The following is a 16,951-nucleotide window of genomic DNA, read 5'->3' on the forward strand; positions in this document are numbered from 1 at the left end:
TATACAAAAAAAGTGAGCCGCCCAAATGGGGCGGCTCCACAACAAATCATAATCTCATGAAAAAAAGACGACCTAAAATTCTTTGGTCACTCTGTTAGACGTACTTTCTAAAGCTTTGTCACACAGGGTGTTTATATTAAAATAAATTACCTTCTTGTTGGGTTGGTTCCCCGCCGTAGCGGGGAACCGTTTCAAAAACTTTTGGGATTATGCCTACTAGACCGCTATTGGACTAGTAACTTACCTGTCTGAAGAATCTGCTTGTCGGTGTATATTTCCAGGAAATATAAGCCTGCAGGCAAATTATCTCGTTGTAAAGTGAAGCTAGTTCCGTTGAATTTCTCCCGGCGCATTTCACGCCCGGTGGCATCACGGAGAACCATCTCCAGCTGGTTGCATTCACAGTCATCGATAGTGATGATGGCTGATGAATGGAAAGGGTTCGGTTGAACCCGTATATTGAGTCCTTCTCTTACCGGCGGTTCTGTTAATTCGACTGCTAAACATCCTTCAACAAGGAAATCTTCGCAGGCAAGTGAATAACGGATGCTATTGGTAATATCCGGAGCAACGTAATCAAAGTAGACGGCAGCACGATTTTCAATAACCGTTCCAAGTGGCAAGTTGGGTTTTTGGGATAAAGTGAACTTTACATAACCCCTGGAATCGGTCTCCGATCCGCTGCCGTCTGCTGGAAGCAAGTTTAAATCGTTAAAGGTGATTTTAAGAACTCCGCTGTTGTAAATTTCAAAAGTGTAGGGATGACTTGCGGGTCCTGCAGCCAAAGTGGCTAAATTCAATTCCTCGGGAAGTGTATCCCGAATCACCAAGCGATTTAAAGTATCACTTTCGGTATTGGCGAATAAAACTGTGTATTCAATATCGGTATTCGTCGTAATGATCGAATCCTGATAGCCTTTGGGATGGCCGATTAATAAGTTCGCCGTACCGAAAGTGTTTAAAATTTCTTGCACATCTATGTCAACATAAGGATCCTGATCGTTTTCAGGAAACTGGGTCACTTGACCCGTTGTGTATCCTCCTTCGCCTTCCAGCGTACAACCTTCGACCACTACTGTGGGATAATTGTTGCCTGGGTGGCCTTCAACCTGTTCTACAATTAAGCGATAAGTAGCACCTAGCATACTTGCCGGAATTGGAGCACCAACTGGTTCCTCTTCATCAGGGTCAAGCGTAGGTACCGTTCCATCTAGGAAAAGCAACTGATCCTCGATGATGACAAAATTTTGTGTGCCATCGGTAGGAGCATCTCCTACGTTACGAGCAGTAAAAATAATGTCGCTTCCTTCGCAACGTCCGGTTACTTCGATGCTCGACATGTCCCAGTCAGGGTCAATCGGGCCGCAGTATTCATTGGGGTAGATGTTTGTACTAACAATCACTGATTGCAAGTCTTCAACATCTTCACAAGCAACATCTACCGTGATGGTAAAGCTTCCACAAGTAAGCGGAGCGAGATCGCCAAGCCTTACTATAATGGAGTTGCTTGTTTCCAGTGAAGTATCTACGCTGGCCGTCACATAAGTGAGTTCTTCGTCCAGGAAGATTTCCACATAAGCATCAGTTGCTATAGCAGAACCATCGTTGCAATATTCTATCAGGTAATCTACCTGAGTACAAGCTTGCAGTGGTCCGACTCCTGTTTCAACACTGAGAACAGGACAAGCATCCGGAATGCTTCGTACCGGAAAATTGTAAACCAAAGAGTCATAACTGGCCGTGAAACTAACGGGGAAACTTGCGGGTGAGCAAATGTTCCAAGCATTATTCTTAGGTAAAAGACTTACAGTGTAGTTGCCGATATCTACCGGAATGCGGTAATGCCCTTGCTCATCAGTAGTACCAATAAAGCGGCCATTGTTACCATCAACTTCTACTAGCCAGTCTTTCAGCGGAGTGTCTCCATCCTCGAAAGGATTACAACCATCCTGCGACCAGAATACTTTGCCTTGGATCAGATTCGTAAAGTAATTGCCTTCGCCATCTACTCTGATAATACTCAGATCATTGATGAAACCCTGGCTGAGACTATTGTGTCCGGCTATGATAAAGCCTTTGTCAATAGTTTCTACTACATCGAGTCCGAACCGCCAATCGGAAAATTCTTCGCTAAGATTACGTTGCCAAACCAATTCTCCCGTTGGAGACATTTTAAGCAACAAAATCTCTGGTGTACTTTCGTTGAGTTCAGAATAACCGGTAGCAACAATACTACCATCTTCCAACTCGGTCACACCGTACAATTCCTCTCCGAAGAGGCTAACCTCAAGTTCACGTGTCCAAAGTGTATCTCCGTTGAGATCACTCTTTATAATATAAGTGTTATTGAAGTTATTCGAAGAACCAACCAGTAAAAGGTTACCGTCCTGGGTCTTGATTACATCATTAACATCCTCATTATTTTCCTGTCCATCTCCGTAGAAACGCGCGGCTATTTGATTCCCCGCAGCATCTAAACGATAAATGGCAACATCATTGTCTGGAAAATTTCCGCCATTTTTTACGTTCGCAGCAAGCGCATAACCTCCGTTGATTTCGACAATCCCTTGGCCTACATCAGGATAAGGAGTGCCGTAGATGCGGCGCCACTCTTCCTCTGCATTGGCATCCAGTTTGATCATCAAAATATCTGACTGATCCATCGCTGGGTTGGCACTCGACCCGATAATAGCATAACCGCCATCATTGGTGCGAATAATTTCCCGGCCACTCTGGAAGAAACCGTTATTCTCGAAACGAATAGATGATTTAATGTCGCCTGAAGGATCAACCTTTAAAAGGTATACTTCACTAGGTGTTCCTGCGGCGCTGCCATTTGCTTCGTTGATATCACCTAAAATCAGGAGGTCTCCGTCATCTAGTAAAATGATATCGTAAGCATGTTCGATGTATCCTTCATCATAGATTCTTTCCCATAATGGAGTACCATCTACATCTGTGCGAACTAAATAAATGTCAAAATCATTGTCGCTGCCAAACGACTCACTATAGCCTACTGCAACATAGCCTTCATCGATCATTTGGAGAATAGCGGTACCGTAGTCTTCGTTATCACCTCCAAAAGTCGCTTCCCATCCCTGCGCTAAAGCCGACTGACCAGATAAAACAAGTAACAAAGCTATTGTGAAGCTTTGCACTATGTTAAGTAGTCGATGAGCCTTTGCTCGTTTCATTAGCGCTTGAATTAGGTCGTTTGCTTCTGTTGACATTACAAAAGTGCCCCATTGTTGAAACGAAAACAAGGACAAAAAAGCTGTTTTGTTGAAAAAAATCGTATTTTTATGACGCATAATTATAATTAAATAACTGAAAAACAGTTGATTATATTATATTTGATTGTTGATCATTTTTAGTCATTTTTTTATGAAAAATTCTACAATTATTCCTGTTTTAAAAACACTTGATAAAAAAGAATGCCGAGAGTTCTCTAAATGGCTGGCTTCTCCCTTCTTTAATCAACGTCAGGATGTCATTGATTTGTTCCAATACCTGACCGCCGGACAACATTTGACAGAAGAAAAATTCTTACTAAAAGAACGAATTTACCGAAAACTATTCCCGAAGGAGAGCTATGACGATGCTAAGTTCCGACAAACTGTGCATTTCCTATACAAGCAATTGGAACAGTTTATTGCTTACAAAGAGATTGAGCGGGATGAATTTGCTTACGCTGTAGCTTATTTGAGAGCCCTGCGTAAGCGCAACGTACCCAAAGTTTTTCAAAATAAATTCAAAGCAATGAAGCGACAGGGACTAGGTAGTCAGCTTCTTGACAATTCAGGACTCAAGCATTCTTTTGCGCTATACGACGAACACTCCTCCTTATTAGGTGGAATCGATCGGACAAAAGACATTCATTTGCAGGAGTGCATAAATGCTTTTGACACCCTCTTTATTGCTGAAAAACTGAAATATGCATGCCTTGCGCTTTCCCACCAGCAGGTTTTTCGCACAACGTATGAAAGCAAGTTTTTCGAAGAAGTAATAAAAACGGTAGAGACCGAGCCAGATTTACTTGACTATCCTGCCATTGCCATTTATTATTATGGTTATCTCGTACAACGAAAGGACGAGGACAGTGACGAATACTATTTCTCTCTTAAATCCACGCTCCAAAAACATCTGGATGTTTTTGGGGAAAGTGAGCAACGAGATATTTACTTAATGAAGCTGAATTATTGCATCCAGCGTATCAACAAAGGAGCTACTAACTTCCAACGAGAGCTCTTTGAAATCTATCAAGATACCTTTGAAAGTAAAATCATTCTGGAGAACGACGTCCTTTCACGTCGCACCTACCTTAATGCTATTATGATTGCATTACGCTTTAAAGCTTTTGACTGGGTAGAGAATGTAATTAAAGAATACACCCATTATCTCGAACCAGAATACCAGAAAGTCTTCCGTGATTTTTGCGAAGCAAAACTAGCTTTTGAATTAGGAAACTATTCTCGTGCTCAGCAGCTACTCCTCTTTTTCGACTCCAACGACATCCTTATTAGCATGAATGCAAAAACCATGCTCTTGAAAATTTATTACGAAGAAGATGAACACGATGCTCTGGAGTCGCTATTAGAAAGCATGAAAGTTTACCTCAAACGCAAGAAAGTTATTGGCTACCATAAAGATGTATTCCAAAACATGCTGAAATACACCAAAAAGCTCGTACGGATCAATCCATTTGACAAAGAAAAAAGAGTAGTGTTGCGTCAGGAAATAGAAAATGCTAGCCCCTTGACGGATCGCCCCTGGCTTTTGGAACAGATTGATAAAATGGGGGGAGGTGGTTGATGGTTAGCTTTTAAGTACTTGAATTATGCTGTTGAAAACAGTTATTCATCCATCGGTTCTTCATACCCTTCCAAAGCGGCCTTGATCAGCCTCCTGATCCTTCGCCGTATCCTGTTTGGCGAAAGCACGCGCAACCCAGGACCAAACCCGAGTAGCAGCCTTTCCAATTCATAATTGGGGATAACCCAAATACAAACGACCGTACTACCATCCTCGTATTCTTCTTCTACCACCTGCGAAGGATGCAAGGGCTTGGTTAGCACGTATGGTGCATTTCGTGCATCAAGCCAAAGGCGTATTTTTGTTATCCGGTAGGTATTCACCGTTACACCCACTACATTCTTATAATAAGCTTCGGGGTCAAAATTAGGCAAAGGGACAAAAGGAGTACCTGGAAATGTAATCCCCTGTATACGGTCAAGTGCAAAACTAAGAATTCGTGTTTCCCGTTCTTTGGTTGCTAATAAAAACCAACGATTATTAAACTCACGCAGTAGCAAAGGGTTTAACACGACCAATCCTGGCTGTTTGGCTTTAAACGATTGGTAAGTCAATCGCACTACTCGCTGTTGCCGGACGGCGCGGTAAAGTTCCTCAAGATGCTCCAATCCGCGTAGCCCCTCGTTGCTTTCCAGCATGATGGCAATAGGCTGTTTTGAATCAGCCGTACTGACCTTATCTTCCAATTTTTGAACCAAGCCCCCCAATTCCTGGAGATGACCAAAACCTTGAAACTGCTTAAGCACCGACACGGCCTCTCCCAATTGTTCTAAATCTGCTGTACTCAAAGGCCCTTGTAAAATGCCATAATTGGGGTCAGCGTAAGTGTAATATTTTCGTTCCTCTACCACAATAGGTGCTTCATAGCCCAGTTTATCCGAGCGCATCATCTGCAGATCGTATTGTATGGTGCGGCGGCTTACCGGACGATTAGAACCTTCGTATTCGTAGAGTACTTCCGAGCATGCCTCCATCAAGTCATCTAATGTCCAACGGCGTGAACGGTTACGCAGACATTTGTCAATGGTCCGGTAACGAATAAGAGCCAATCGGTTGAGCGCCATTTTTTTTCTTAAAAATCCGAAAAAACATCTTACTACGCAACACCTCTGCGTAGTAAGGCTGCAATTTTGTCTCAGAACAAAAGACAAAGTCAAAAAATGTTACTCAACATTACCGTTAAAGGGCCTGAAGCCACCCAATTAGGCTACCTGTTAGGCAAACACCCTGACAAATACCAAACCAAGGAACTCAACTTTGGACTGGCCCATATTTTCTTCCCTGAGGCAAATGCCACTAGCTGCACTGCTACGCTACTGATGGATATCGACACCACGCAGGAAATGCGCCAAAGTCGTCGTGATCATTTTGGTCGCAATGCCAATATCAAAGCTGGCTTGGATCAGTACGTCAATGACCGGGCTTACGTTACCTCTTCTCTGCTTACTACCGCTATCTCTAAGGTCTACTCTAGTGCACTCAATGGCACTTGCAAGTTTAACCCACAACTGATCGATCGGACATGGGACATTCAGGTGGAACTTGCTACCGTTTGCGTAAAAGGAAATGCGGATTTAATTGGACGATTATTTTCTCCCCTCGGCTATACATGTAAATACGAGCAAGTACTCCTCGATGAAAACTTCCCCAACTGGGGCAACAGCCCTTACTACCACCTTCATTTGCGTACACAAAACACCATTCAACAGGTACTCCAACAGCTTTATATACTACTCCCTGTTCTCGACAACCAAAAGCATTATTATTTTAAAGAAGACGAGGTTAGCAAATTACTCAGCAAATCCAGTAATTGGCTAGATAGTCATCCAGAAAGTGATTTGATTACCCGACGGTATTTTGGTTATAAAAAAAGCTACCAGAAAGCCGTCCAAAATGTGCTTCAACCACCAACAGAAAAACCAGCGGAAACTACCGCCAACACGGAAGAAGAATCATTGACTTTACATCAATTACGCCACGAGCGCGTCACTCAAGTACTTTTAGAAAAAGGCGTAAAAACAGTACTCGACCTGGGGTGTAGCTCCGGCAAACTGTTACAACGCCTCCAACAAGAAACTTCTTTCACCCGCCTGACAGGTGCTGATGTTGCTGCAGAAGCATTGCACATAGCTGCACGAAGATTAAACCTGGACCACCGCCAAAACCAAAATCCAGATCCCCGCACGGGGCTTATTCACGCCGCTCTAACCTATGAAGACGAACGCTTTCATGGCTATGATGCAGCCTTACTGGTAGAGGTTATTGAACACCTCGACCCGGAGCGACTCCCTGCTTTGGAAGAGGTCGTATTTGGCGCAGCTCAACCGGGCATAGTCGTTATCACAACGCCGAACGTGGAATACAATACGCTCTTTCCTAAGCTGGCAGCAGGAACTTTCCGCCATGCCGACCACCGCTTTGAATGGGACCGAAAAACCTTTCGGAGCTGGGCGAAACAAACAGCTCAACGGCAAGGCTACAGCTATGACCTATATCCTCTTGGTGAGGAACACCCCATACATGGAGCACCTTCGCAAATGGCCGTTTTTACTAGAACTTGATCAATTACAACTTAGCATTAATTTATACCAATGAATACTTCAATCAACATAAACCTCCCCGAAAAAGGCCTCGTTTTATTAGTAGGTGCCAGCTCAGCAGGAAAGTCTACTTTTGCTAAAACCCACTTTAATTCAGCGGCTATCCTGTCTTCTGACCAGTGTCGGGCAATGGTTGCCAACGACGAACAAGTACTGGATGCCAATCAAGCAACCTTTGAGGTATTGTACCTCATTGTTCGCAAGCGGCTGGAAAGAGGCTTATTCACGATCATTGATGCGACTAACCTTGACATGGAGGGCAGGAAAGCACTGGTAAGAATAGCCCACGAATACCACATAAGTGCCTACGCCATTGTTCTACAACCTGACTTAAAAACGCTAAAAACGCGCAATCAGCAACGCCCGGATCGGCAGCTTCCGGTGCGGGTGATTGTCAACCAGCATCAGCGAGCACGGCAAGCTCTTCGGCAGTTGCGCAAAGAAGGTTTTCGCCAGTATTGGCTATTACCGGAAGGGAAAGAAACAAGTATCACTTATCATCCCATGCCCAGTGATTATAAAACCTTTACCGGGCCGTTTGACATCATTGGCGATGTACACGGTTGTTTCGAAGAACTGCTTGCCTTGCTGAACAAACTCGGCTACCAAGTGGAAGAAACCACTACAGGTGATTTCAAGATCAGCACGCCACCTGGTAGAAAAGTCATCTTCGTTGGCGATTTGGTCGATCGTGGACCAGCAAGCCATAAGGTACTTAAGCTGGCCATGCAAATGGTCGCTCAGGAACAAGCTCTTTGTGTACCTGGCAACCATGACGACAAACTCAAAAGACACCTCGAAGGCCGGCAGGTAAAAATAGCTCATGGCTTGGAAATGACTTTGGAGCAACTATCTGCCACCACCCCTGAATTTCAACAGGAAGCATTACAGTTCTTGCAGCAACTCCCCTGGCATTTAGAACTAGATCATGGCAAGCTATTGGTTGTTCATGCAGGCTTAGAAGAATCGATGCACGGGCGAGAAGGTAATGCCGTACGTTCTTTTTGCCTTTACGGCAAAACTACTGGCAAAACAGACGAGCACGGACTCCCAGAACGCTACCCTTGGGCACAAGACTACCAGGGAAAGGCAAAAATCGTTTATGGGCATACTCCCGTGAGCCAACCACAATGGTTCAACCAAACCATGTGTCTGGACACTGGTTGTGTGTTTGGGGGTACGCTCACAGCATTGCGTTATCCGGAAAATGAGATCGTCCAGGTTCCAGCGCTCGAAACCTACGCCCATAGCAGTCGACCTTTTCAGCCACCAGCTACTAATAACAGTACCACCCTGAAAGCAGCCAATGTATTAGGAAGGAAAACCATTGAAACACGTTTGTGTACTAAAATCCTGATACCAGCAAACCAAGCCGTTCAAGCGCTGGAAACAATGAGTCGATTTGCTGTTGATCCTCGTCAGTTGATTTACTTACCACCGACCATGTCGCCAGTAAAAACCAGTAGTCTGCCTAGCTTTTTAGAACACCCTAAAGAAGCCTTTGATTACTATCGTGAGCAAGGACTAGATCGGGTTGTGTGCCAAGAAAAACACATGGGTTCCAGAGCTGTTATTACGATAGGGAAAACAGCAGCAGCACTTACGAAACGATTTGGTGTAGAGAAAGGCTTGGGTTGGATAATCACCCGTACAGGAAGAAAATTTTTCAGTGATTCTACTACAGAACAGGCTTTACTTACGAGAATCAACAAGCAACTAAGTCGAAGCGGATTTTGGGAACGCCACCAAACTGACTGGGTCTTACTGGATGCCGAACTGATGCCTTGGTCAGCAAAAGCCAGCCAGCTGCTTAAAACTCAATATGCCGCTACCGCCACTGCGGGCGACCTTTCCTTGGCAGCGGCGCAAGTGACCGTAGATAATGCCCTCTTGAGGTTGCCGGAATTAGGTCCATTGAAAGACCGACTCTCTCAACGCCAAGAGAATGTTTTGAAATTCCGCCAGGCTTACCGCCATTACTGTTGGGACGCGGTGGGGCCGGAGGATTTACGGATTGCTCCTTTCCACTTGCTAGCGACCGAAGGTCAAGTTCATACCGACAAAGATCACGCTTGGCACCTTCAAGAGTTAGACACTTTTTGCAACAAAGAGGAACCTTGCCTCGTGGCTACGAATCACCGCTGGGTAAATCTTCACAATGAAGAAGATATTCAGGCTACTACCAAATGGTGGCTTGGCCTCACCAGTGCAGGAGGAGAAGGGATGGTAGTCAAACCTGCCTCTTTCGTGGCCAGACAAAAGAACTCCCTGGTGCAGCCCGCCTTAAAAGTCAGAGGCCAGGAGTATTTGCGGATCATCTATGGCCCCGATTACACCCTGCCTGACAATATGGTGCGCTTACGTCAACGGCACCTCAAAAAGAAGCGCAGCCTCGCCGAGCGGGAATTCGCTCTCGGGATTGAGGCGATGGAACGTTTCGTCGCTCGTCAGGCGCTGAACAATGTACACAAATGCGTGTTTTCTATCCTCGCACTGGAAAGTGAAGAGGTAGATGTAAGCCTGTAAAAAGCTGACACTCCTACCTATTTTTATAAAGACATGGGCTGCTTCGCGCCCTAAAGCTGGAGTGCAGAGGGATAGTGAACGACTAGGAATAACTCCTAATGTCGGTAAGAAAATCCGACATTGGTGAATTTTAAGCTCGTTTCTACCCTCTAACTCCAAGATTGTGATACAATCGCCATGTCCCCCTTTAACCAAGATAAAATATGCTATGTCCCCAGATCCTCGCTTGCAAATACGACCACAGATTGAAAGCTTGCCCACTGATCATCCAGCAGAGGCTTTTTTGCATCAGACTTTAAGACCTGTTTTAAAGCTTCAGAATGAATTATTCCTGTCTATTACCAGCCATTTTTTCGTGAAGCGGAAAATTAGGTTTGCAACAATGGACATTGCTCAGCAAAAACAACAAGTACAACACAGCATTGGCAAAGACAATCGCCTACGGGGGCTACTCTTTGGTATCATCGTAGGGCAATTCACGAAAGAAGAACTTGACTTTTATCTAAAGAACGAAGCCGAAATCAATCGGAGAATTACGCAGCTATTGGTACAGCGGTTGCATACGCAATTGGAGCGGTTATATCACAGTAGCTAATCCTATTCGATCAGCCTTCTATCCTACTCTACTTGACGGGCCACGGATTTCTTAAAGTGATCCACATTCTATCCTACATTATGCTTAGCTTTGCGCTCTAATTCGAAAATTATGGCACGCCGCAAGAGATATCCTGAAGTATTGTACAATGTAACGTTCACAAGTATGGCCGATAAAGGTCGTTGTGTGGGCCGAGATCCAGAAGGCAAGGTTGTCTTTGCTGAAGGCGCTGCTCCAGGAGACATTGCCGATGTCCAGATTTTCAAAAAACGTAAAGGCGTTCTTTGGGGTAGACCCAACCATTTCCACAAAAAGTCAGACGATCGTGTTGAGCCTTTCTGTGCTCATTTTGGCGTTTGTGGGGGCTGCAAGTGGCAGCATGTAGATTACGCTGCTCAATTGCAACACAAAGAACAAGGTGTTTACGATACGATTCAACGGATCGGCAAAGTTGATGTAGGGGAAAAGCAACCTATATTAGGTGGAGAAAAAACGACTTACTACCGTAACAAACTCGATTTTGGCTGCGCTAATCGCCGCTGGTTAACTGACGAAGAAGTCAAAGATGAAAGTATCTCTCAAATGTCGGAAGTAGTCGGGTTTCACCGGCCAGGAGCTTACGACAAACTGATCCAGATAGATCATTGCCACCTTCAGGGGGATCCGTCCAATGCTATTCGCACAGGCGTCAGAGAACTCGCGATAGAAATGGATTTCCCTTTCTTCGATATGCGAGAACGTACGGGCTCGTTGCGCCAATTGGTAATTCGCACCAGTAGTCTGGGACAGACCATGGTACTAATTGCCTTCTACGTCGATGATCAGGATGCCATTAAGTCTTTCCTAACAGCTGTACAGGCGAAGCTTCCGGAAATTACCAGTCTCTTCTATTGTGTCAACTCCAAGGTCAACGAGTACCTGATGGATTTGGAGATGCATCTCTTTCAGGGTACACCTTATATAGAAGAAGCCCTCGGCCATATTCGCTGCCGTATTGGTCCAAAGTCTTTCTTTCAGACCAATACAGGTCAGGCTACTCGACTTTTTGATATCGTCGCCGAATTTGCTGGCCTTACCGGGGAAGAAAATGTTTATGACCTCTATACAGGCATCGGCAGTATAGGCCTTTACCTGGCTAAAAAATGCCGGCAGATCGTAGGCATCGAAGAAATTGCTGCTGCTATTGATGATGCGAAAATTAACGCAGAACTCAATGGTATCGAAAATGCCCGTTTTTATGCTGGTGACGTGAAAGATATCCTTACCGATGAATTTGCTCAAGAGCATGGAGCTCCTGATGTACTTATCACTGATCCACCGAGAGCCGGCATGCACCCTAAGGTCGTACAAATGCTTATCCAGCTGGCTGCTCCAAAATTAGTGTATGTGAGTTGCAATCCAGCTACCCAAGCCCGCGATTTGCAATTGTTAGACGAGGTTTACCGCGTAGAGAAAATGCGTCCGGTAGATATGTTTCCACACACCTCCCACATAGAGAATGTAGCCTTATTGGTAAAACGTTCGTAAGGGAAATAGTCTGTATCTTGCGGCAATTGGGAATCAAAATCCTAAAGACTGCTTATGTTGAGTGAGAAAGGTTTACATGATTTAAAAAAGCAATTACACCCCTATTTATTGCTCTTGGTAAAGACTGCTAATACCATTAAAGATCAGGATATTTCTAACTATCCGGTATTCGTTGTTTACCAGGAAGAAGAAGCCGCTGGCTTAGGTATACCTGTTGTAGCTGCAGAGGCTACAACAGAGGGCTGGTCGGTTAATGCTTCGACCTTAGAAGAGCTGGCTGCAAAAAAAGTGGTCGCAATGGAGAACGTTGAGCGCTTTACTACCGTATACAAGACGAATGAAGGTGCTATTTGCTGTCTGGTTTGGCACGAAGGCAACGCCCAATTCGTATTTATACCCGCTACCGACGCTGGCCCTGCCGAGATAGTAGAAGACTAGAAACCATGGACAATAAGCTTACACAGCGTTCTTTACGGCAACCTTTGCTTGATAAACGAGCGATGATGCAAGTATTATTGATCGAAGACGAAGCTAGTTATGCGGGCCTAGTCAGCGTATTACTTTCTGCTAATCCTGAACAGGATTGTGAAACGACTATTGCAGCCACACTCGCCCAAGGCCTGGAACAATTAAATGGAGAGAAGGATTTTGATGCCGTCCTATTGGACCTCAGCCTTCCCGACAGTACGGGCATCGACACCCTCTTGCGGCTAATTGATGCCTTTCCGAACACCAACGTTATTGTTCTTACAGGAACGAGTGACCGCGATCAAGGCGTACGAGCAGTGGGAGCTGGTGCTCAGGACTATCTGGTAAAAGGCGAATTCGAACCTCCTCAGCTATATCGGGTACTCCGGTTTTCGATCGAACGAAAGCAAATTTTAATGCGCTTGGAAGAGGCTCAGCAGATTGCCCGCATTGGCAACTGGGAATTTCGGCCTTCTGACGGTTTTTTCTTTGCCAGCAAAGAAGTTTATCGAATACTAGGAATGAACCACGGTGAATGTACTTACACCTACAATGATATCCAGTCACCTGATTGCCCCTTTTATTTATTGCGAGCACAGGAAGATCATGAGCCTGCTCAACTAGCTTTTCAACAGGACAGCCCTTTCCAGCAAAAGAATGGAAGGACCGTCCATGTGCTTTTAAATAGCCGGCGAGTAGAACGGAATGAACAAGAAAGCTATTACGTGGGCACTCTTCAAGATATTACCCTACAAAAAAGAACAGAAGAATTACAGCTGGCCCAGCAATTATCAGAAGAAACTGCCAGGGTACGGGAACAAGTTATTGCTACCGTCAGTCACGAGCTGCGGACTCCGATGAATGCCATTGTAGGGATGAGCAACTTACTTATAAAAACCCCTTTAAACAAAGAGCAAGAGGAGTATGTATACTCCGTACAAGAAGCCTCTCATCTTTTACTGGGGATAATAAATGACATCCTACTCACCTCTAGTTTACAGAATGATGCGCTAAGCATGGAGGGAGACTCTTTTGACCTGCCGCTAACTATTCGTAGAATCGTTGATGTGCTCAAGCCCAAAGCACTTGCCAAAGGCTTAGTACTCCGTTATGATCTTTCACCTCCATTAGCACATCGCGTAAAAGGAGACAAGCAGCGGATTAGCCAAGTCTTGTATAATATCCTCGGGAATGCGGTCAAATTCACAGAACAAGGCCAGGTAGACCTACAAATCAACTGGAAAGAAGCGCCTTCAGGAGGAATTAATGTGCAATTAATCATTCAGGACACTGGGCCCGGCATCAAAGAAGACCAACAAGCCGCCATTTTCCAACCCTTTCATCGTATCTATACTACAGGAAAGCGGCAAGAGGGGACAGGGCTAGGGTTAAGTATTGCCAAGCAACTCATAGAGCGTATGGGAGGGCAAATTAGCGTAAGCGCTAAACTAGGAAAAGGATCAAAATTCACGATTGATTTACCATTACAACTCGAAACAAACCCTCCTAGCCCTGGCCTTTCAGCTTCGACCAAGCAAGCCGCTGCACAAACAAGGAAAGTCCCCAAGAGAATACTTATTGTCGAAGACCACCCCATGAATCAAATTGTCTTGCAAAAAACACTGGAACAAGAATGGTCTGATTTAGAAATAACCATTGCTCCAAATGGTGCCCAAGCTCGACAAGCACTTGAAAACACCTCGTTTGATTTGATTCTGATGGACATCCAACTGCCCGACGAAGACGGATTCAGTATTACGCGCTACCTTAGAACTACGTTGAATGATAAGCATACCACAACTCCAGTACTGGCGATGACAGCCCAAACCCAAATCGCCGAAGATGAGCGATACCTTGAAGCAGGTATGAATGATTACGTCTTAAAACCTTTTAATCCAGAGGAGCTTTTTGAAAAGATAGCTCAATACGTTAAATAAAAGCACAAAGAAAAATATGCCCATTAAGAGTAAGCTAGACCTTTCCTATCTTGAGACCATGTCAGGGGGAGACTCCAGAACCATGAAAACACTTCTGGAAACCTTGCTAAAAGAACTCAAAAACAATTACCTGGTTCCCCGAAAGCTTTATGAACAAAAAGACTGGATCAATCTCGATAGTTTTTGTCATCACTACAAGTCAACCCTTAGTTTTTCTGGTGACCGAGCTCTGATCAATGCTAATCTAAAACTATGGGATTTTGCAAAAAAACATTTAAAGAACAAGGAGGTTAACCCCAAGGACGTTCAACAACAACTTACTACCCTGGAACGCAATGGCAGAAAAGTAGCCACAGAAGTAAGTCGTATTTTGAAAAACATTTAAATACCATCAAATGAAAGGAATCATTCTCGCCGGCGGTTTAGGTACTCGCCTATATCCGTTGACTCTTGCCGTAAGTAAACAACTCATGCCTGTTTACGACAAGCCCATGATTTATTATCCTCTTTCCACTCTTATGTCGGCAGGGATAAGAGACATTTTAATCATCTCTACCCCCGAAGATTTGCCCAATTTCGAAAAGTTACTTGGAGATGGATCAGCTATTGGTTGTAATTTCAGCTACGTAGCGCAACACGAACCCAATGGACTTGCCCAAGCCTTTGTACTTGGTGAAGACTTTATTGACGGGGATGCAGCTGCCTTGGTATTAGGTGATAATATTTTCTACGGAGTTGGCCTTGACGAGCAGCTAAAGAATTGTTCTCAGCCTGATGGCGGCATTGTGTTCGCTTACTGGGTCGCAGACCCCGAGCGTTATGGTGTCGTTTCTTTTGATGAGGCCTTTAAAGCCATTTCGATTGAAGAAAAACCCACTAACCCAAAAAGCAATTACGCCGTACCCGGCTTGTATTTCTATGATAACCAGGTGGTGGATATTGCTAAAAATCTAAAACCCAGCCCCCGAGGAGAATACGAAATCACGGATATCAACAAATACTATCTTGAAAGAGGAGACCTCCAAGTAAATGTACTCGGTCGAGGAGTAGCCTGGTTGGATACCGGCACTCACAAATCCTTGATTCAGGCAGGGCAGTTTATTGAGGTTATTGAAGATCGCCAGGGGTTAAAAATTGGCTGTATAGAAGAGGTTGCTTATCGTCAGGGGTTTATTGGACAAGAACAGCTTGAGCGATTGGGTCAGAAGTACCTTAAGAGTGGCTACGGGGAATACCTGTTACAATTACTCCACCGAGACCAATAAAAAAATCGGAGAGTAGGATTTACGCACATCGACTGGTGGTGACAAAAATCATCTTCTTCTACTGACGAACCTAGCCGCAGCGGGTGTTGTTTCAGGCTTAATTTGTCTCTAGTAAAGATCAATTAAGTTCCAAAGCAATGACTGCTATCAAAAAAATAATCTGTTCCCTCGATTTTTCTCCCGCAGCTGAGAATGCATTGTCTTATGCCTTCCGTTTAGCTGACGTATACCAAGCCGAGGTAAAATTACTCCACGTGCTAGAACCTGTTTCTGATGCAATGCTGGAGATTCCCCAAACGGTGCCTACCATCAATAGAAAACTATTGGACGACGCACGTGTCAACCTCCAAAAGCTGGCAGAGGACACTCTCACCAAGATGGGCGATCAATTGAAAAACGAGATTACCCTCACCACAGAAGTGGAAATAGGCCCTGTAGGAATTACCATTAATGAATTGGCGGAAGAAGAGGCCGATTTGATCGTTGTTGGTACTCGAGGCGCAGCAGGAAAGCCTTGGTGGATGAGTAGTGTATCAAAAGATATTATCGATCATCCTACAGTACCCGTATTAATAGTACCCGCTGCTGCTGGTTACCAACCTCTGGATCGTATTAGCTTTGCTACCGACCTGCACCGGGCCGATGTTGTACACCTTCTTAAGTTGGTAGACTTCCTTAAGCCTCAGCAACCGGAGTTACGCTGTCTGCATATTGTCACAGATGATGACGAACGTACCGAAATGGATTTAGATGAACTAATAGGCGTATTCAAAAATCAACTTCAGGGCGTAAATATTACCTTTCACCAGTCAGAAGAAGAAGATACTACTGAAGCACTGGAGGCCTTTAATTTAATGTACCATATCGACTTACAAGTACTGGTGCGCCCACGCCGTAATTTCTTTCAAGAGCTCTTCCACCGTAGCCAAAGTAAGCGAACGGCAGAATACACCCACGTTCCGCTGTTGATCTGGCCAGGATAGGTATTCGCCGCGCTCATGTCGGTGCTCACGTTGTTCGCGGTGTTGTTCGCGGTGTTGTTCGCGGTGTTGTTCGCGGTGTTGTTCGCGGTGTTGTTCGCGGTGTTGTTCGCGGTGTTGTTCTCCCGACTAAAAAGTCGGGAGAACACCCACGTAAACGCAATGAGCACCCTCTACTCAACAAAACGGGGGTTCTTCTCATACTGAGCAGCTCTTTCTTTGGTATACCCAAAAACAGTAT

12 protein-coding genes are annotated in these 16,951 nt (G+C 44.8%); 10 read left to right on the forward strand and 2 right to left on the reverse strand.

Annotated features, from left to right (window positions below; genetic code table 11):
* Nucleotides 1-224 precede the first annotated feature (224 nt).
* The gene (locus tag A3EU_RS0111930; RefSeq protein ID WP_169433344.1) at nucleotides 225-3,194 is read right to left on the reverse strand and encodes a T9SS type A sorting domain-containing protein; all 2,970 of its coding nucleotides are present in this window, start codon (nucleotides 3,192-3,194) and stop codon (nucleotides 225-227) included.
* A gap of 190 nt (nucleotides 3,195-3,384) precedes the next feature.
* Between A3EU_RS0111930 and A3EU_RS0111935 the strand changes: the two genes are divergently transcribed.
* The gene (locus tag A3EU_RS0111935) at nucleotides 3,385-4,812 is read left to right on the forward strand and encodes a hypothetical protein (protein WP_156825739.1); all 1,428 of its coding nucleotides are present in this window, start codon (nucleotides 3,385-3,387) and stop codon (nucleotides 4,810-4,812) included.
* A gap of 41 nt (nucleotides 4,813-4,853) precedes the next feature.
* Here the strand turns inward: A3EU_RS0111935 and A3EU_RS0111940 are convergent, their stop codons facing one another.
* Nucleotides 4,854-5,876 (reverse strand): helix-turn-helix transcriptional regulator, encoded by a 1,023-nt coding sequence (locus A3EU_RS0111940; protein WP_020536401.1) that lies wholly within the window; start codon nucleotides 5,874-5,876, stop codon nucleotides 4,854-4,856.
* A 96-nt stretch (nucleotides 5,877-5,972) separates the two neighbouring features.
* Here A3EU_RS0111940 and A3EU_RS0111945 point away from each other — a divergent pair, with 96 nt between their 5' ends.
* From A3EU_RS0111945 to A3EU_RS0111985, 9 genes are all read left to right on the forward strand, one after another.
* Nucleotides 5,973-7,373, forward strand: a complete 1,401-nt coding sequence (locus A3EU_RS0111945) for a 3' terminal RNA ribose 2'-O-methyltransferase Hen1 (protein WP_020536402.1) — start codon at nucleotides 5,973-5,975, stop codon at nucleotides 7,371-7,373.
* 30 nt (nucleotides 7,374-7,403) lie between these two features.
* Nucleotides 7,404-9,938, forward strand: coding sequence for a polynucleotide kinase-phosphatase (locus tag A3EU_RS0111950; RefSeq protein WP_020536403.1), 2,535 nt, complete (start codon nucleotides 7,404-7,406; stop codon nucleotides 9,936-9,938).
* Between the two features lie 208 nt (nucleotides 9,939-10,146).
* Entirely contained in the window at nucleotides 10,147-10,533 is a 387-nt protein-coding gene (locus tag A3EU_RS0111955; protein WP_020536404.1) for a hypothetical protein, read from the forward strand.
* Nucleotides 10,534-10,644: 111 nt separating this feature from the next.
* The gene (rlmD, locus tag A3EU_RS0111960) at nucleotides 10,645-12,060 is read left to right on the forward strand and encodes a 23S rRNA (uracil(1939)-C(5))-methyltransferase RlmD (protein ID WP_020536405.1); all 1,416 of its coding nucleotides are present in this window, start codon (nucleotides 10,645-10,647) and stop codon (nucleotides 12,058-12,060) included.
* A gap of 54 nt (nucleotides 12,061-12,114) precedes the next feature.
* Nucleotides 12,115-12,498, forward strand: coding sequence for a hypothetical protein (locus A3EU_RS0111965; protein WP_020536406.1), 384 nt, complete (start codon nucleotides 12,115-12,117; stop codon nucleotides 12,496-12,498).
* 5 nt (nucleotides 12,499-12,503) lie between these two features.
* Nucleotides 12,504-14,465 (forward strand): hybrid sensor histidine kinase/response regulator, encoded by a 1,962-nt coding sequence (locus A3EU_RS0111970; RefSeq protein WP_020536407.1) that lies wholly within the window; start codon nucleotides 12,504-12,506, stop codon nucleotides 14,463-14,465.
* Nucleotides 14,466-14,481: 16 nt separating this feature from the next.
* On the forward strand, nucleotides 14,482-14,850 hold the full coding sequence (locus A3EU_RS0111975) for a hypothetical protein (RefSeq protein WP_020536408.1): 369 nt from the start codon (nucleotides 14,482-14,484) through the stop codon (nucleotides 14,848-14,850).
* A gap of 10 nt (nucleotides 14,851-14,860) precedes the next feature.
* The gene (gene rfbA, locus A3EU_RS0111980; RefSeq protein ID WP_020536409.1) at nucleotides 14,861-15,730 is read left to right on the forward strand and encodes a glucose-1-phosphate thymidylyltransferase RfbA; all 870 of its coding nucleotides are present in this window, start codon (nucleotides 14,861-14,863) and stop codon (nucleotides 15,728-15,730) included.
* A 137-nt stretch (nucleotides 15,731-15,867) separates the two neighbouring features.
* A complete protein-coding gene (locus A3EU_RS0111985) occupies nucleotides 15,868-16,713 on the forward strand; it encodes a universal stress protein (RefSeq protein ID WP_020536410.1) in 846 nt (281 codons plus the stop codon).
* The last annotated feature ends 238 nt before the right edge of the window (nucleotides 16,714-16,951 follow it).

Origin of the sequence: Lewinella cohaerens DSM 23179 (assembly GCF_000379805.1) — a bacterium.
In the GTDB taxonomy this organism is placed as follows: Bacteria; Bacteroidota; Bacteroidia; order Chitinophagales; family Saprospiraceae; genus Lewinella; species Lewinella cohaerens.